The 15,260-nt window shown below is 36.6% G+C and carries 15 protein-coding genes; 7 read left to right on the top strand and 8 right to left on the bottom strand.

What is annotated here, in order from left to right:
• Window positions 1-2 precede the first annotated feature (2 nt).
• The 3 genes from DSM03_RS08435 to DSM03_RS08425 all read right to left on the bottom strand — a co-directional run bounded on the left by DSM03_RS08435 (window position 3) and on the right by DSM03_RS08425 (window position 5,322).
• Window positions 3-2,630 (bottom strand): DNA gyrase/topoisomerase IV subunit A, encoded by a 2,628-nt coding sequence (locus tag DSM03_RS08435; protein WP_128763101.1) that lies wholly within the window; start codon window positions 2,628-2,630, stop codon window positions 3-5.
• A 42-nt stretch (window positions 2,631-2,672) separates the two neighbouring features.
• A complete protein-coding gene (locus DSM03_RS08430; protein WP_128760879.1) occupies window positions 2,673-4,529 on the bottom strand; it encodes a DNA topoisomerase IV subunit B in 1,857 nt (618 codons plus the stop codon).
• Window positions 4,530-4,644: 115 nt separating this feature from the next.
• Window positions 4,645-5,322, bottom strand: coding sequence for a DUF2461 domain-containing protein (locus tag DSM03_RS08425; protein WP_128760880.1), 678 nt, complete (start codon window positions 5,320-5,322; stop codon window positions 4,645-4,647).
• Window positions 5,323-5,431: 109 nt separating this feature from the next.
• On the opposite strand from DSM03_RS08425, the gene DSM03_RS08420 reads away from it, so the two are divergent.
• Window positions 5,432-5,863 carry a hypothetical protein gene (locus DSM03_RS08420; protein ID WP_128760881.1) on the top strand — a complete coding sequence of 144 codons (432 nt, stop codon included), beginning with the start codon at window positions 5,432-5,434 and terminating at the stop codon, window positions 5,861-5,863.
• Window positions 5,864-5,889: 26 nt separating this feature from the next.
• On the opposite strand, the gene corA is transcribed toward DSM03_RS08420, so the two are convergent.
• From corA to DSM03_RS08405, 3 genes are all read right to left on the bottom strand, one after another.
• Entirely contained in the window at window positions 5,890-6,996 is a 1,107-nt protein-coding gene (gene corA / locus DSM03_RS08415) for a magnesium/cobalt transporter CorA (RefSeq protein WP_128760882.1), read from the bottom strand.
• Window positions 6,997-7,070: 74 nt separating this feature from the next.
• The gene (locus tag DSM03_RS08410; RefSeq protein WP_128760883.1) at window positions 7,071-7,616 is read right to left on the bottom strand and encodes a type 1 glutamine amidotransferase domain-containing protein; all 546 of its coding nucleotides are present in this window, start codon (window positions 7,614-7,616) and stop codon (window positions 7,071-7,073) included.
• Between the two features lie 151 nt (window positions 7,617-7,767).
• Window positions 7,768-8,550 (bottom strand): tRNA pseudouridine synthase A, encoded by a 783-nt coding sequence (locus tag DSM03_RS08405; protein WP_128763100.1) that lies wholly within the window; start codon window positions 8,548-8,550, stop codon window positions 7,768-7,770.
• 191 nt (window positions 8,551-8,741) lie between these two features.
• Here DSM03_RS08405 and epsC point away from each other — a divergent pair, with 191 nt between their 5' ends.
• From epsC to DSM03_RS08390, 3 genes are read left to right on the top strand one after another with little or no spacing between them, the layout of a single operon-like run.
• Window positions 8,742-9,536, top strand: coding sequence for a serine O-acetyltransferase EpsC (gene epsC / locus DSM03_RS08400; protein WP_128760885.1), 795 nt, complete (start codon window positions 8,742-8,744; stop codon window positions 9,534-9,536).
• A gap of 21 nt (window positions 9,537-9,557) precedes the next feature.
• Entirely contained in the window at window positions 9,558-10,442 is an 885-nt protein-coding gene (gene cysM, locus DSM03_RS08395; RefSeq protein WP_128763099.1) for a cysteine synthase CysM, read from the top strand.
• Window positions 10,439-11,257 (top strand): DUF1853 family protein, encoded by an 819-nt coding sequence (locus tag DSM03_RS08390; RefSeq protein WP_128763098.1) that lies wholly within the window; start codon window positions 10,439-10,441, stop codon window positions 11,255-11,257. Before cysM ends, DSM03_RS08390 begins: the two co-directional genes overlap by 4 nt.
• On the opposite strand, the gene DSM03_RS08385 is transcribed toward DSM03_RS08390, so the two are convergent.
• On the bottom strand, window positions 11,258-11,722 hold the full coding sequence (locus tag DSM03_RS08385; protein WP_073100854.1) for a cold-shock protein: 465 nt from the start codon (window positions 11,720-11,722) through the stop codon (window positions 11,258-11,260).
• A gap of 328 nt (window positions 11,723-12,050) precedes the next feature.
• Here DSM03_RS08385 and DSM03_RS08380 point away from each other — a divergent pair, with 328 nt between their 5' ends.
• The 3 genes from DSM03_RS08380 to DSM03_RS08370 are packed head-to-tail and all read left to right on the top strand — an operon-like array spanning window position 12,051 to window position 13,935.
• Window positions 12,051-12,671, top strand: coding sequence for a hypothetical protein (locus DSM03_RS08380; protein ID WP_128763097.1), 621 nt, complete (start codon window positions 12,051-12,053; stop codon window positions 12,669-12,671).
• Between the two features lie 32 nt (window positions 12,672-12,703).
• Window positions 12,704-13,291, top strand: a complete 588-nt coding sequence (locus tag DSM03_RS08375; protein WP_161568055.1) for a hypothetical protein — start codon at window positions 12,704-12,706, stop codon at window positions 13,289-13,291.
• On the top strand, window positions 13,291-13,935 hold the full coding sequence (locus tag DSM03_RS08370) for a hypothetical protein (RefSeq protein ID WP_128763096.1): 645 nt from the start codon (window positions 13,291-13,293) through the stop codon (window positions 13,933-13,935). The genes DSM03_RS08375 and DSM03_RS08370 overlap by 1 nt, the downstream gene beginning before the upstream one ends.
• A 1-nt stretch (window position 13,936) precedes the next feature.
• Here the strand turns inward: DSM03_RS08370 and DSM03_RS08365 are convergent, their stop codons facing one another.
• A complete protein-coding gene (locus DSM03_RS08365) occupies window positions 13,937-15,205 on the bottom strand; it encodes an MFS transporter (RefSeq protein WP_128760891.1) in 1,269 nt (422 codons plus the stop codon).
• Window positions 15,206-15,260 lie beyond the last annotated feature (55 nt).

The following is a 15,260-nucleotide window of genomic DNA, read 5'->3' as shown; positions in this document are numbered from 1 at the left end:
TCTTAAAATAATGACCCTTGAGTAGCGTCTCCTGTATCTTCATCGGTATCGTGACTAGATGAGCTTTCAGAATGTGAAGTTGATTCATCGGTAGTTTCTGATTCTTCAGGAACTTCCTCTTGGTAAGGCAGCGGGTCAAGTAAATTTATTTGTTTAAGTTTTTCTGTATAAAATTGATTTCCTAATGCATTGATTCCTTTAACTGCAATAAACTCTTCGATATCAACAGGTTCATTAGGTTTTTGATCTTTATTTCGTTCTTTGTAAAACACCATTTCTACCACAGGTCTGTATTGAGTTGAAATAAGCTCCAATTGCGTGTCAGCGTGATCAGAAACAAAGAATTCTTCTTTCTCAGGATTTTCAATAAGAAAACGTTTAACGTAATAACGCGCTCTGTTCCCGTCCCAGTAAATTGCTGATATTGGCTTCTCTGGAATCCATTTCTCAAGAACGATCATTTTATCGTCAAAACGGGTGGTCAATTCCGGAGTTATTGTTTTTGCAATTCCTTCTTGCGTTATGATAAGCAATCGGTCTTCTCCTTTAAATTCACCAAGCAGCTCCCCGCGACCATCAACATTTAGACGTTGAACCGTATCATCAAACCAAATTTTACGAGGTTTAAGTGTGGAAACTCCTTTCTCTTTTAGATCGATAGTTTTTACAGAATGCTTAGTAACCAGGTTTCCGTTGGCATTTCGACCTTTTATTAAAATATCTGAAAAATCAAGATCAAACTTCAGTTTCTTCACGTTTCCTACAGATCGTAAATACACCGAAACCACTTCAGCTTCACCATTAGGATTTGCAGAAAAATATAAGACCTGAGAACCCTTTTTCCCTTTAGTCATCGGATATTCCCGGTCACGTGTGGTGCTGGTAACATTAAAACGCTTCACATAAGTAGCTCCTCCTTTTCCGTCTCTATAAATCATATTATAGATGGTGCGCTTGTCTTTCTTCTTATATACTGCTACATGAATAATATCTTTCCCTATAAAAGTTTTACTATCCACTTTGGTTACCATCATATTACCTTCTTTGGTAAAAACAATGATATCATCAATATCTGCACAATCTGTAACGTACTCATCTTTTTTAAGCGAGGTACCTATAAAACCTTCTTTACGGTTTACATACAGCTTGGTGTTACGAATAATTACTTTTGAAGCTTCAATATCATCAAAAAGCTTGATCTCTGTTTTACGCTCCCTTCCTGCTCCATATTCTTTTTTAAGTCTTTTGAAATATGCGATGGCAAAATCAGTAAGATTTGCTAAATGATGCTTAACCGCTGCAATCTCATCTTCTAAGGCTTCTATTTTTTGCTGGGCCTTATCAATATCAAATTTTGAAATTCGCTTGATTCGTATCTCGGTTAGGCGTACCAGATCTTCTTCGATCACCGGTCTTTTTAAATGCGCTATGTGCGGCTTTAACCCTTCATCTATTGCATTCAACACACCTTCCCAGGTTGTTTCTTCTTCAATATCCCGGTAAATTCTATTTTCTATAAATATGCGTTCTAAAGAAGCATAATGCCATTGATTTTCTAATTCCTGAAGTTGAATTTCTAGTTCTTGGCGTAAAAGATCTTTAGTACGATCTGTAGATATTCGAAGCATTTCGGTAACACCTACAAAGAGCGGTTTATTATCTTCAATAACACAACCTAAAGGCGAAATAGAAACTTCACAATTGGTAAAGGCATAAAGTGCTCCAATTGTTTTGTCTGGAGAAAGACCTGCAGGCAAATGAACCAGTATCTCAACTTCTGAAGAGGTGTTATCCTCTATTTTTTTTACTTTAATCTTTCCTTTATCATTAGCCTTTAAAATACTATCGATCAGCGACGTAGTGGTTGTGCTAAAAGGGATTTCTGTTATGACTAAAGTGTTCTTATCAAGCTGACTGATTTTAGCTCTAACCCGAACTCTTCCGCCGCGCTTTCCATCTTTATAATCACTAAAATCTGCTTCTCCTGCAGAAGGAAAATCAGGTAAAAGTGTAAATTTTTTCCCCTGAAGATGTTTTATAGAACCGTCAATAAGTTCGTTGAAATTATGCGGTAAAACTTTTGTGCTTAAACCTACCGCAATACCTTCGGCTCCCTGAGCTAAAAGCAACGGGAACTTCACCGGAAGATTTATAGGTTCTTTGCGACGCCCATCATACGAGGATTGCCATTCCGTAATTTTTGGACTAAATAATACTTCAAGCGCAAATTTTGAAAGCCTGGCTTCAATGTACCTTGATGCTGCAGCGCTATCACCGGTTAAGGTGTTTCCCCAGTTTCCCTGCGTATCTATAAGCAAATCTTTTTGCCCCATTTGTACCATTGCATCAGCAATACTTGCATCTCCGTGGGGGTGATACTGCATGGTGTGCCCTACAATATTGGCCACTTTATTGTAACGCCCATCGTCAAGATCTTTCATGGAATGCATGATACGACGTTGCACGGGCTTAAAGCCGTCTTCTATTGCAGGAACTGCGCGCTCTAAGATTACATACGAGGCGTAGTCAAGAAACCAGTCTTTAAACATACCCGTTACCCGGGTAATGGTTTCGCCTGAATGTTCTTCTTCTGGATTGTCTAAATTTGGATCTTCGTAATTTTCGCTCATAGCTGTTTATCCGGGTAGATAAATATGGGGATTTTTAGCGTTTTAGTTTTCTAAAACGGGATCTAATTCTACTTTCAGGTTATTGATGATAAATTTTTGTCTGTCTGGGGTATTTTTACCCATATAAAACTGCAAAATTTCTTCGATTGATATGGCCTCATCAAGCATAATAGGTGCTAAGCGTATGCTATCACCTATAAAATGTTTGAATTCGTCCGGCGAGATTTCACCCAAACCTTTAAATCGGGTGATTTCTGGTTTACCGGTTAATTCTTCAATAGCATTTCTACGTTCCTGCTCACTGTAGCAGTATATGGTTTTCTTCTTGTTACGCACTCTAAAAAGTGGCGTTTCTAAAATATATAGATGTCCTTCTTTGATCAATTCCGGGAAAAACTGCAGGAAAAAAGTAATTAAAAGTAATCGAATATGCATTCCATCAACATCGGCATCTGTTGCGATCACAATATTATTGTAGCGCAAATCACCCATAGATTCTTCAATGTTGAGGGCAGATTGTAAGAGGTTGAATTCTTCATTCTCATATACGATCTTCTTACTCATATTATAGGAGTTGAGCGGTTTACCGCGCAAACTAAAAACCGCCTGTGTATTCACATCTCGGGATTTGGTTATAGACCCAGAAGCCGAATCTCCCTCAGTAATAAATAAGGTACTTTCTAAATTTCGCTCTTTTTTACTGTCGGTCAAATGAATACGGCAGTCCCGCAATTTTTTATTGTGAAGACTTGCTTTTTTAGCACGTTCTTTAGCCAGTTTTCTAATGCCGCTAAGTTCAGTACGTTCCCGCTCTGCCTGTAAAATCTTACGTTGCAGCTTTTCTGCCGTCTCCGGATTTTTATGCAGGTAATTATCAAGTTTGGTTTTTAGAAAATCATTTATATAAGTCCTTACGGTAGGCAGATCACCACCCATATCTGTAGAACCCAGTTTAGTTTTAGTCTGAGATTCAAAAACCGGCTCCATTACTTTGATACTTATTGCCGAAACAATAGATTTTCTAATATCTGAAGCATCATAATTTTTATTGTAGAATTCCCGTACCGTTTTTACCACCGCTTCACGAAAGGCTGCTAAATGCGTACCACCCTGAGTGGTGTTTTGACCATTTACAAACGAGTGATATTCTTCTGAGTACTGGGTTCTGCTGTGTGTAAGCGCAACCTCAATGTCGTCACCGCGTAAGTGAATGATAGGATATAAAATATCGGTCTCAGCGATACGATCGCCCAATAAATCTTTTAGACCGTTTTCTGAATAAAATTTTTCCCCATTAAAAACAATCGTCAATCCCGGATTGAGATAAACGTAGTTTTTAAGCATTCGGGCTACATATTCATTTCTAAACTTGTAATTTTTAAAAATCGCCTCATCCGGAATAAAAGTAATTTTAGTACCTTTTCTTCGTGAGGTTTCTTCTAAAAACTCTTCATCCTTTAGATTTCCGCGTTCAAACTCTGCTGCGGCAGATTTCCCGTCACGACTGGATTCTACTCTAAAATATTCTGATAAAGCATTAACCGCTTTGGTACCTACCCCGTTTAGACCTACAGATTTTTTAAATGCCCGGGAATCGTATTTACCACCGGTATTCATTTTAGATACTACATCTACAACTTTCCCCAGCGGGATACCACGACCATAATCCCGTACAATAACGCGAGTTCCCTGTATACTAACCTCTATGGTCTTACCAGATCCCATCACAAACTCATCAATAGAGTTGTCTAAAACCTCTTTCAATAAGATATATATACCGTCATCTGCACTCGTACCGTCTCCCAGTTTACCAATGTACATACCGGGTCGCATACGTATATGCTCCTTCCAGTCAAGAGATCTAATATTATCCTCGGTGTATTTTGTTTCTTCTGCCATAAATAAAGGGATGTACGCTAATATAGGACTTCATAAACGTTTATAAAAGCCGAAAAAGTCAAAGTAATTAACAAAGTTTTCAATATAAAAAAATGAAACCTTAAGTTGCTGAATATTAGAGGATACTTTCGCCGTTTAAATCTGTAGTTAAAACCTCGCTCATATAATCAAAAAACGGAAGTAAAAGTTTAAAGTGTGCTACTAGGCGTTCTTGAAAGTCATCAGCCAGTACTTCTTCATCGGTAAAGGCGTGTCTAACAAAGAAGTTTTTATTACGAATCAAATCTATATTAGCATCCTCTTTACTGAAACCCTTAGGAGCGGTCTTTACCTGACTCTCGGTATTGAACCCTCCATAAGCCTTTTTAAATTTAGCCTCACTAAGTATCTCGCGAATGGGTTCTGAATCGAGTTCAAACTCTTTTCTAATGCGTAACAAATCTACAGGCTCCGGCTTAAAAAAACCCCCACCTACAAAACTGGCCCCCGGCGCTATCTGAAAATAATAACTACCTCTACGGTGTACACCTTCTCTTGAGAAAATTGCACTACGTGTGGTTTTATAGGGCATTTTATTTTTACTGAAACGCACATCTCTATTGATTCTAAACACTTTTACACGCGCTATCTGATCAAAAGTATTCAGCTCATCAACTGTTGCTTTGCAAAAAGTTTTAAAATCACTTTCAAGATTTTTATACACATTTTTGTGAGCATCCATCCAATCTTTATGATTGTTTTCTTTCAATTCTTTTAAAAAAGGAAAATACGCTTTTGGAATTTGTACAGACATATCTGAATATAAATTAAGATGCTATTTTAATAAATTGAGGTTGTTTTGCGATAATTTACAACTGAAATATTTTTATTAGCTTAGTAGAATCAACCAAAAATAAACTATTATGACCACAATTAAACCTTCTAAAAGCTTCTGGATCGTTTCCGTAATTGCTGTCATATGGAATCTAATGGGCATTTTTGCTTTTATGAGTCAAGCCTTTATGAGCAGCGCTATGCTTGCAGAATTACCCGCTGAGCAAGCTGAACTTATTAGAAGTACACCGCAGTGGCTGACTGGTATTTTTGCCATTGCAACAGTAACGGGGTTGATAGGAAGTTTACTCCTCATGCTTAGAAAAAAGTCTGCTACTACCCTATTTTTCATTTCAGTTATTGGGGTTTTAATACAAATGGTGTATTCCTTTTTTGCTACTGAAGCGCTTCAGGTTTATGGTGTTGTTCAGGGGCTTGTAATGCCTCTAATGGTAATTATCATTGCCGTTTACCTCTATTTTTTCAGTAAAAAGAGTGCTGAAAAAGGATATTTAAATTAGAATTTCAAGTGAACCACCCATGTTCATTATAGCCATTTTTTTCGTTTAAAATAATAAAGTAATCCTATAAATACAGTGATCATAGCTCCCCATAAATAGAAATAACCATATTTAAAATGGAGTTCTGGAATGTAATCAAAATTCATCCCGTAAATACCGGCCATAAACGTTAGGGGGATAAAAATACTAGCCATAATGGTCAGCACCTTCATCACTTCGTTCATTTTATTACTTATGGTGGTCATATACATATCCATAAGCCCCCAGGTCATCTCCCGGTAAATATCAATACTATCCGTTACTTGCGTTACGTGATCGTATAAATCCCGAATATACGTGATCGTTTTTTCATCTATTAACGTACTGTCTATCTTCTCGAGTCTGTTTACCACTTCCCTAAAAGGAAATACAGCTTTTCTCAACCGCAAAACTTCGCGCTTTAACTCCTGAATATCTTGTGTGATGTCTTGTTCTGCAGTATTTGCAAAAAGAATATCTTCGAGAGATTCTATGCGATCGCTCATCGCCTCTATCAATGTAAAATAGTGGTCAACTACCGCATCCATAATTGCAAACATCAGATAATCAGAACCGGCATTTCGAACACGGCCTTTAGAATTTGCAATACGCTGCCGCAAGGAATCAAAAACATCACCATCTGCCTCCTGAAAGGTTATCAGAAAGTTTTCTCCTAAAACCAAACTGATGTGCTCGTTCATAAACGTACCGTGCTCATCATAATACAGCATTTTAAAAACGATAAAAAGGTAGTCTGGGTATTCATCTATCTTAGGCCGTTGATTGGTATCAACGATATCTTCGAGAATAAGCGGGTGTAAATTATAATGTTGGCCTAATTTTTCAATCTGATCAATTTGACTCAGACCATTTACATTGATCCACGATATATCACCGGGCAACTGCTTGTTAAAAGCTTTTGAAACATCATCAACTGTAATCGCAGTATACGTATTGGGAGAATAATCTATAAGCTCAACACTAACGTGTTTCTGTTCTTTAAATCCTGTATAGGTTAACGTACCCGGCACATCGTTCTGAATGATCTTATGTGCTCTTTTAATTTTGGGAAGTTTTGGAATTCTAGGCTTCTTGATCTTTAAACGCTTATTCATAGCTTTCATTTAATGACTAAAAATAGAAAAAGTCCGTCGAATGACGGACTTTAAATATTCTATATATTCAGAAATTATGCGTGTTGTAAGTCGTGCTTACCTTCGTTGATTTCTTCAATTACTTTTGCATTAAATGCGGGTAAATCATCTGGATTTCTACTAGTCACTAATGCTTCATCTACAACCACCTCTTTATCAACCCATAATGCTCCTGCATTTTGCAAGTCTTTCTTAATAGAGTTGAAAGAAGTTAATGTTCTGCCCGCTACAACATCTGCACTGATTAGTAATTGTGGCGCGTGGCAAATAGCTGCTACCGGTTTGTGTTGCTTGAAGAAATCTCTAATAAACACTAGTGCATCCTCATTACGACGCAATTTATCTGGATTTATTACTCCGCCTGGTAATACTAAAGCATTATAATCTTTAGCAGAAACTTCAGATAAGGTTTTATCTACAGTATATTCTTTTCCCCAATCTGTTGAAGCCCAAGCCTTAATTTTACCTGATTCTTCACTCACTATATGTACTTCAAATCCTTCTTTTTTCATCGCTTCTAACGGAGAAGTTAATTCTACTTCTTCAAATCCGTTTGTTGCTAATATGGCTACCTTTTTCATAGTTATATATATTTTGTTGGTTAAAATTTTAGTTCAATCCAAAGGTATGGCGCAACACCATCTTATGGGGTTAATGCCGGGTTAAAGCTTTTATTTACAAGGTTAAGCTTTGTTAAGGATTAGACGGTTTAACTTAAATTATAAAAAGGGATCAATCTAAAGTTACATTTTGAAGGATCAAGCCAGACGCTTGTGCAACATGAGTTAATTGATAAGGTATAGAACCGTCAAGACTTTTTTTAAAATTACTTAAAGACATTTCCCCGCTTCCCAGATCAAAAAGTGCTCCCATCATCAAACGTACTTGATGTCTTTTGAAACCAGCCCCCACTACCCGAAAAACATAAGAAGTTTTCGGGAAGAAATTAGCGGTATAAAGTGCATTGACCTCAATGACACAGTTTTCAATATGCATTAGCGTTTGCGCTTCAGGCGAAGCTTTATAAGCATAATTGCGGTAATCGTGTGAGCCAATCATCAGCTCAGCCCCTTTTTGCATGAGTTCGATATCAAGATTATGCTTATAATTTATCATAAATGGCGCACAAAATGGATGATTTTTAGTTCCAAAAGAAAACAGATAGATATATTCTTTAAGCTTGGGAGCTTGTATAATATGAGTAAGCTCTTTTTTAGGCGTTATCTCAAGTAATCGAATATCCTGCGGAAGGTTATCATTAAACGCATCAAAAAAATTTTCCATAATTAATGCTTCCTCTCTAAGAATGAGCTCAACATAGGTTTCATTTACCGAAACTTTGGAATCTGTACGTCCGGCTGCAATGAATTTAAAATTATTACGACCCAGTACATACTTTAAAGTACGCTGCATCATGCGTTCGACCGTGAGCAAATCAGGTTGTTTTTGCCAACCATGATATCTGAAACCCAGATATTGTATTTTGAGTAAATAGTAAAATTCTTTTCTAAACATATTTCAAAAATAAGATTATTCAAGCGAATGACTTTTGAGTTTAAAAAGGGAAAAATTCCCCCGCGGAAGGGGCTTTTGTACAAATACTATTCTATAAATTTGAAACTAAGACCAGAATGGTTTTATAGTATTACTAATTGAAACTAAAAGCTGAGTAGATTAATGCTCAATCAGTGCTTAACTTAGAAGATATGGTGAATAAGATTGAAATCGTAAATCAGATACGGGCACATAAGCAAAATGCAAATCTCAATTTCAGATTAAAGGAAGATACACACCGCTTTACCAAAGAATTATTTGCAACGCTTTTTAATTTTCCTAACGAATTGGAAGAAGATCTGGATCGGCTGGAGCGTTTGTTTGAAAATCTTGTAGAGCTTGCTTGCTGGGAACTCGATAAAAAATGCAGTAAAGTCTGGGATGATTATGTTGCTCAGCTCCCTGAAATACTAAGAAAACTGAATCTCGATGCAGAAGCTATCTATAAAAACGACCCTGCTGCAACTACCATTGAAGAAGTTTATTTGGCCTATCCTGGTTTTTACGCGATTGCTATTTACAGATTGAGCCACGCGTTGTATAAAAAAGGCTTCCCTATAGTTCCCCGTCTTATGACCGAATATGCACATCACGTTACCGGTGTAGACATCAATCCGGGAGCGGTAATTGGAGAACACTTTTTTATGGATCACGCAACCGGAATAGTAATTGGTGAAACTGCTATCATAAAAGATCACGTGAAATTATACCAAGGGGTGACTTTAGGCGCATTAAGTGTTGCAAAAGACTTGCAGGCTATTAAGCGTCATCCTACCATTGAAGATCACGTAACAATCTATGCAAACGCTACTATTCTTGGCGGAGACACCGTTATAGGAGCAAACAGTTTAATAGGTGGTAATGTCTGGCTTACTAAATCGGTACCGCCCTACTCTCTGGTTTCTCACAAACCCGAAATTCTTATTAGAGAACTGGAAAAAAAATAGGGGTCTTTTAAATTAAATTTCATGAACTATTCTATAGAACGCCTTATTGGCAATACACCTTTAGTTGAATCTAAAGTCTTACAGACCAACCCAAAAGTTAAACTATTATTTAAACTAGAAGGTCAAAATCCCGGTGGTAGCGTAAAGGACCGCGCGGCATTTAATATGATAACCGCTGCAATGGAACGCGGAGAAATTAATAAGGAGACTAAACTTATAGAAGCCACAAGTGGAAATACGGGAATTGCTCTGGCAATGATCGCCGCTATGTATGGTTTAGATCTTGAGATTGTAATGCCCGAAAATGCAACTAAAGAACGCGTACAGACGATGCGTGCTTATGGTGCAACGGTGATTTTAACTCCAAAAGATGTGGGTATTGAAGGAGCACGGGATTTCGCAGAAGCAAAAGTAAAAAATGAAGGCTATTTTATGTTCAATCAGTTTTCGAATCCTGATAATTGGAAAGCACATTATAAAACAACTGGTCCTGAAATCTGGAATGATACCGAAGGGAAAGTAACACATTTTGTTTCTTCTATGGGGACTACAGGAACAATTATGGGGACTTCTACTTATTTGAAAGAACAAAACGAATTCATACAAATTGTAGGCGTACAACCTACCGATGAGTCCAGCATTCCCGGTATTCGTAAATGGCCTCAAGAATATTTACCAAAGATATTTGATGCTGAAAAAGTAGATCAGGTTATTGAAGTTAGTGAAGCAGATGCTCGTGAGATGGCTAAGCGACTGGCTAAAGAAGAAGGCATTTTTAGTGGAATGAGCAGCGGTGGGGCTACTGTAGCAGCTTTACGCCTTTGTGAACAGCTAGAAGAAGGTATTGTCGTCTCGATTATTTGTGATCGCGGAGATCGCTATTTATCTTCAGATCTTTTTGATTGATCAGTTCTCTGCAACAACAATATATAGGATTTTTAAACACTCCGCAGTTACTGTTTAACCCGGATGAATTTCCGTATTCAAATTTTCAACTAACTGAAGTAAAAGAAAATCTTCCAAAAGATTTTAAAATGCCAGACTCTATTCGACTGGGTCAGCGTATGGAAGTTTTGATGGAAGCGGCATTAAGTTCTCACAGATATCAGATTTTATCAAAAAATCTTCAGGTTATTGCCAAAAAACAAACGCTGGGCGAGCTCGATTTTATAGTTAAAGATCTTACTTTAAAAAAGACCATTCATCTAGAAATGGTTTACAAGTTCTACTTCTACAGACCTGAACTAACCGGAAGTTGGATTGATAAGCTTATAGGTCCCAATGCTAAAGACGCGTTGCGTTTTAAATTAAATAAACTGAAATCTCATCAGTTCCCTATTCTTTATAGGACAGAAACAGCAAACTACTTGAAAACTTTAGATCTTAAAGCTGAAAAATTACTTCAACAGATGAGCTTTAAGGCTCAAATATATTTACCCCTAAATCATAAAATAAATGAGGTGAAAATCTCAAAAGACCCTATACAAGGTTTTTATTTTAGATTAGAAGAACTGAAATTTTTCAACAAAACTGATTTTAGTTTTTATATACCGTCTAAAAATGACTGGGTCTCCGCTCCTATTTTAAAAACAACACAAACAGACCGCTTTTCAGTTTTTTATAAAAAAATAAACGCTGCTCTAAAAGAACAGCGTTCGTGTATGTTTTGGGTTTTTGAATCTGATACTAAAGTCCAGAGACATTTTGCCACGTGGTGGTAACTAAATTTTACTTACACGTACAGCATTCATCCCTTTCTGACCACGCTCCAATTCGTAAGCCACTTTATCATTTTCATTAAGTTCGCCTTCAAGAATTCCACTAACGTGAACAAAATACTTTTCTTGATTTTCTGTATCTATGATAAAACCAAAACCTTTAGAATGGTCAAAGAAAGAGACTTTACCTTTTCTAAATTTAGCTTCTTCAGCTGCGATTTTATCTTCTTCAGTAGTTTTAGGAACACTAATCTGAATATCTTCGATATCTACTTCAACTTTCATTGCTGGATCTGGAGGAGTATCAGTTAGATTTCCATTGTGGTCAACGTAAGCAATCATATCTTCAAAATTTCCTCCTGTTGAGTTTGCTTTACGTGCTTCTTTGCGCTTCAATTTCTCTTCACGCTTTTTAATACGTTTTTTTTCTCGTTCTGTCTTACTATAGGTCTGTTGTGATTTAGCCATTATCTGTTTTAGGTGAATAAATAAATTAGTTTGAGAGAATTGAAAAGTACTGAAACGTGGATACTTTGAAAAATTGGAGACTGATCTAATATCTGATGCTGTCAAGAACTGCTTAAGCGGAATGCTTATAAAACTCAAACTGATGTAAAGATACGCTTTTTAAGCTTCACATTGACAGAACTCTCAATATAGATTAAAATACTACAATTATAGAAAGACATTAGATTTAGGCTCAATATTTGATATTAACCATAAAAACTTGTTTATAAGCTTATTTATATTAATTTTACAAGTTTAAAACCCAATTCAATCGATGAAAAACACTACCTTGTCAAAAATTTTAACAATTGTTTTTGTATTTATAGCTACCGCTTCTTTTTCACAGGATCGTGGAGTTGGTATTGGTACATTAGAACCACGTGCTACCCTTGAGGTTGCTGGTGCTGCTACATTGAGAGATGGTTTTGATATCAAAGTGATTGAACCATTAACCGATGAAGACAAATCTTCGTTTTTGATGCAAGAAAATAATTCCAATATTAGAAAATTAGATGTTAGTAATCCTACCGGTGCAGCTTTGGGTTATATTCAAAAATATGAGATTTACAATCCAAATGAAGACTGGGTGCGAGATCTCGATACTAGTATTGATGCCAATGATTTTGTAGTAAATACTATTTCTGCAAATTATGACCGAGAACTCGATATTGGTAATTATTCAACGATACCTTATTTCGCGGCTATCATAAAAACAAATTCTGATGGATCTTCAACTTGGCATATTACTGCTGATTTTCCCGCAGCAAACAACCTGGATAGTGATGAAATAGGAACGTGGACCATAACAACTTTAATTTACTCCAGAGATTTATCAAAGCAACTGGGCAAAATAGAGTACAATATGAATAATACGACTACCGGAAGCGTTTCAACCCCTATTATTAATTGATTATGCCTAAACCTCTATTATATATACTATGCTTGAGCAGTTTTGTTACCTATAGTCAGGTAGGTATAGGCATAACTAATCCCGAAGCAGCTTTGCATATTAACGGCGATATGCTCATCCAAAAAGAATTGATTAGAAGTCAGATAGATGAAGTTACTGCTACCGATGAGGAATTTAAGCTGTTAACACGTTTAACAAACTCAACTCCTATAGGAGAAGTGACCTATTTGGATCCTGATGATTTAACTGTAGCCCCTATAAATATTGTTAACTACCGTTTTTTTAATATAAATAGCGATAATCTTGAAAATGTTAATTTACAATACGATACAAGCAAGTATGTGATTGCTATATCAAATTTTCAATATATTGGTGACGGCATCGATAAGGGACCTAGTAACAGTATAGGAGCATTTGTAACGCGTGTTTTTCAGGAAAATAACACATGGCATTTAGAAATTAGAAACCGCTTTCTTGATCTGGCAGATACTAAGAGTGTTGAGTATAGACTTACACTTATAGTTTATGATAAATCGTATTATAAAGAGCTTCCTACAATTAGAGTGGATTTAAAAGGTAATAATACAGGGAGCACTACGGCTCCTGAAAACTTAAATTAATGCATTATAAAATATTCATACTCGTCACTTGTATTTGCGCTGCATTAAAAGTTTCTGCACAGGTAGGGATTAATACAACTAATCCGAGTACAGATGTAGATGTTAATGGTTTTACTATTATTGAAAAAAAACTATACCTCGAAGATCCTGGTGAATCAACTCAGATTAGAGGTTCTCGGCTTCTAATTCAGCGTACAGATAACTCCATAGTCCAATACAATCTCGATATAAGTAAATATGGACCAATAAACTATGCAGAACTTGTTCTAAAAGCAACAAACAAGAATGGAGTAGAAGATTTTGACACTAAGATCCCTATAGACCCTTATAATGTTACACTGCAAGGATACTATTTTTTAGATAATAATAATAATGGAACCTCAGTTATCACGCAGAGTACAAATGGTGACGATAAAATTGAAGGCTTTCAAGCGTACGCGTATAAAGGTTCTACAACTTGGCATATTAAAGTATTTGTCAACAATAGTATTTTCAGAGTAGCTGGAAATAATGACATAAAAGTTGATATTTATATTAACCTTATCATATTTAGAAAAGGGCTTTTAGCTAAAGAAATGAACGCTGTTGAAGTCGATTTAGAGAACAAGATAAATGGAACCGCTGAATTACCATCAGGCTTCTAAATCACGCTAAAGCTTCGTGTTCTTCTAAATCTTTTTGGAGGTCTAATTTTCTGAATTTTGGAGAAATGATTCCTGTAAAAACAACGGTAATAAGAGTCATACTTCCTCCAAAAACAACTGCTGTAACCGTTCCCATTAATTTTGCAGTCAATCCGCTCTCAAAAGCGCCTAACTCATTAGAACTACCTACAAACATAGAATTAACAGAAGCTACGCGTCCGCGCATAGCGTCTGGTGTTTTTAGCTGAAGTATGGTTTGCCTGATGATCATAGAAATCCCATCGGTTACACCGCTCATAAATAAGGCTGCTACAGACAACCAGAATGTGGTAGATAAACCAAATACGACAATACAAACTCCAAAACCAAAGATTGCCGCAAGCAATTTCATTCCCGCATTTTTGTATAAAGGAAAATAAGCCGAAGTAAACATAGTTATCAATGCGCCTACAGCTGGTGCTGCTCTAAGGATTCCAAAACCTTCAGGGCCTACTTCAAGAATATCTTGTGCATAAATCGGCAGCAGAGCCACAGCCCCACCAAAGAGAACAGCAACCATATCAAGGCTCAGTGCTCCAAGAACAGCTTTACTATTTTTCACAAAATGAATACCTTCTTTTAGACTTTGAAGAATAGGCTCTCCTAGTTTAGTATTCATTATAGGTTTTCTTTCAATCTGAGACAAACAAATTAAAGCAAATAGTGAAAAACCAAATATGACACACATCGACCAGTGTACTCCTATTAAGTTTATAGTAAAACCTCCTGCCGCAGGACCAACCACAGCTCCCATTTGCCAAACTGAACTGCTCCAGGTCGCTGCATTAGGATAAATCTTTTTGGGTATGATCAAGGCGAATAAGGAAAAGATCGTTGGGCCAAGGAATGCTCTTACGATCCCCCCTAAAAAAACAAGAAAATAAATAAAATACAGCGTGTTGTGAGTATCCAAGAATTGGGTAAACCGCGGCCAGGTCAACAAAAACAAGCCCATGCTAATTACCGAAAAACCTAATAAACATTTAAAAAGTAAGGAGCGCTTTTCGTTTTGGTCTACGATATGACCGGCAAATAATGCAAGAGATACTGCTGGTATAACTTCCATCAAGCCTATAATTCCAAGAGATAGCGGATTTTTTGTAATACTATATACTTCCCATTCGATGACCACAAATTGCATAGACCACGCAAAAACCATGGCAAATCGCATCAACAGAAACACATTAAACTCACGATACCTAAGTGCGGCATACGGATCTTTCTTTGCCATAATAGCTCAAATATATTTTGCGAAATTAGCGCTCAAATTATGAACGCTAAAGTAA

Source organism: Leeuwenhoekiella aestuarii, from assembly GCF_004104055.1.
In the GTDB taxonomy this organism is placed as follows: Bacteria; Bacteroidota; Bacteroidia; order Flavobacteriales; family Flavobacteriaceae; genus Leeuwenhoekiella; species Leeuwenhoekiella aestuarii.
The sequence above is the reverse complement of the archived record's forward strand: the minus strand, read 5'-3'. Positions and strand labels throughout refer to the sequence as shown.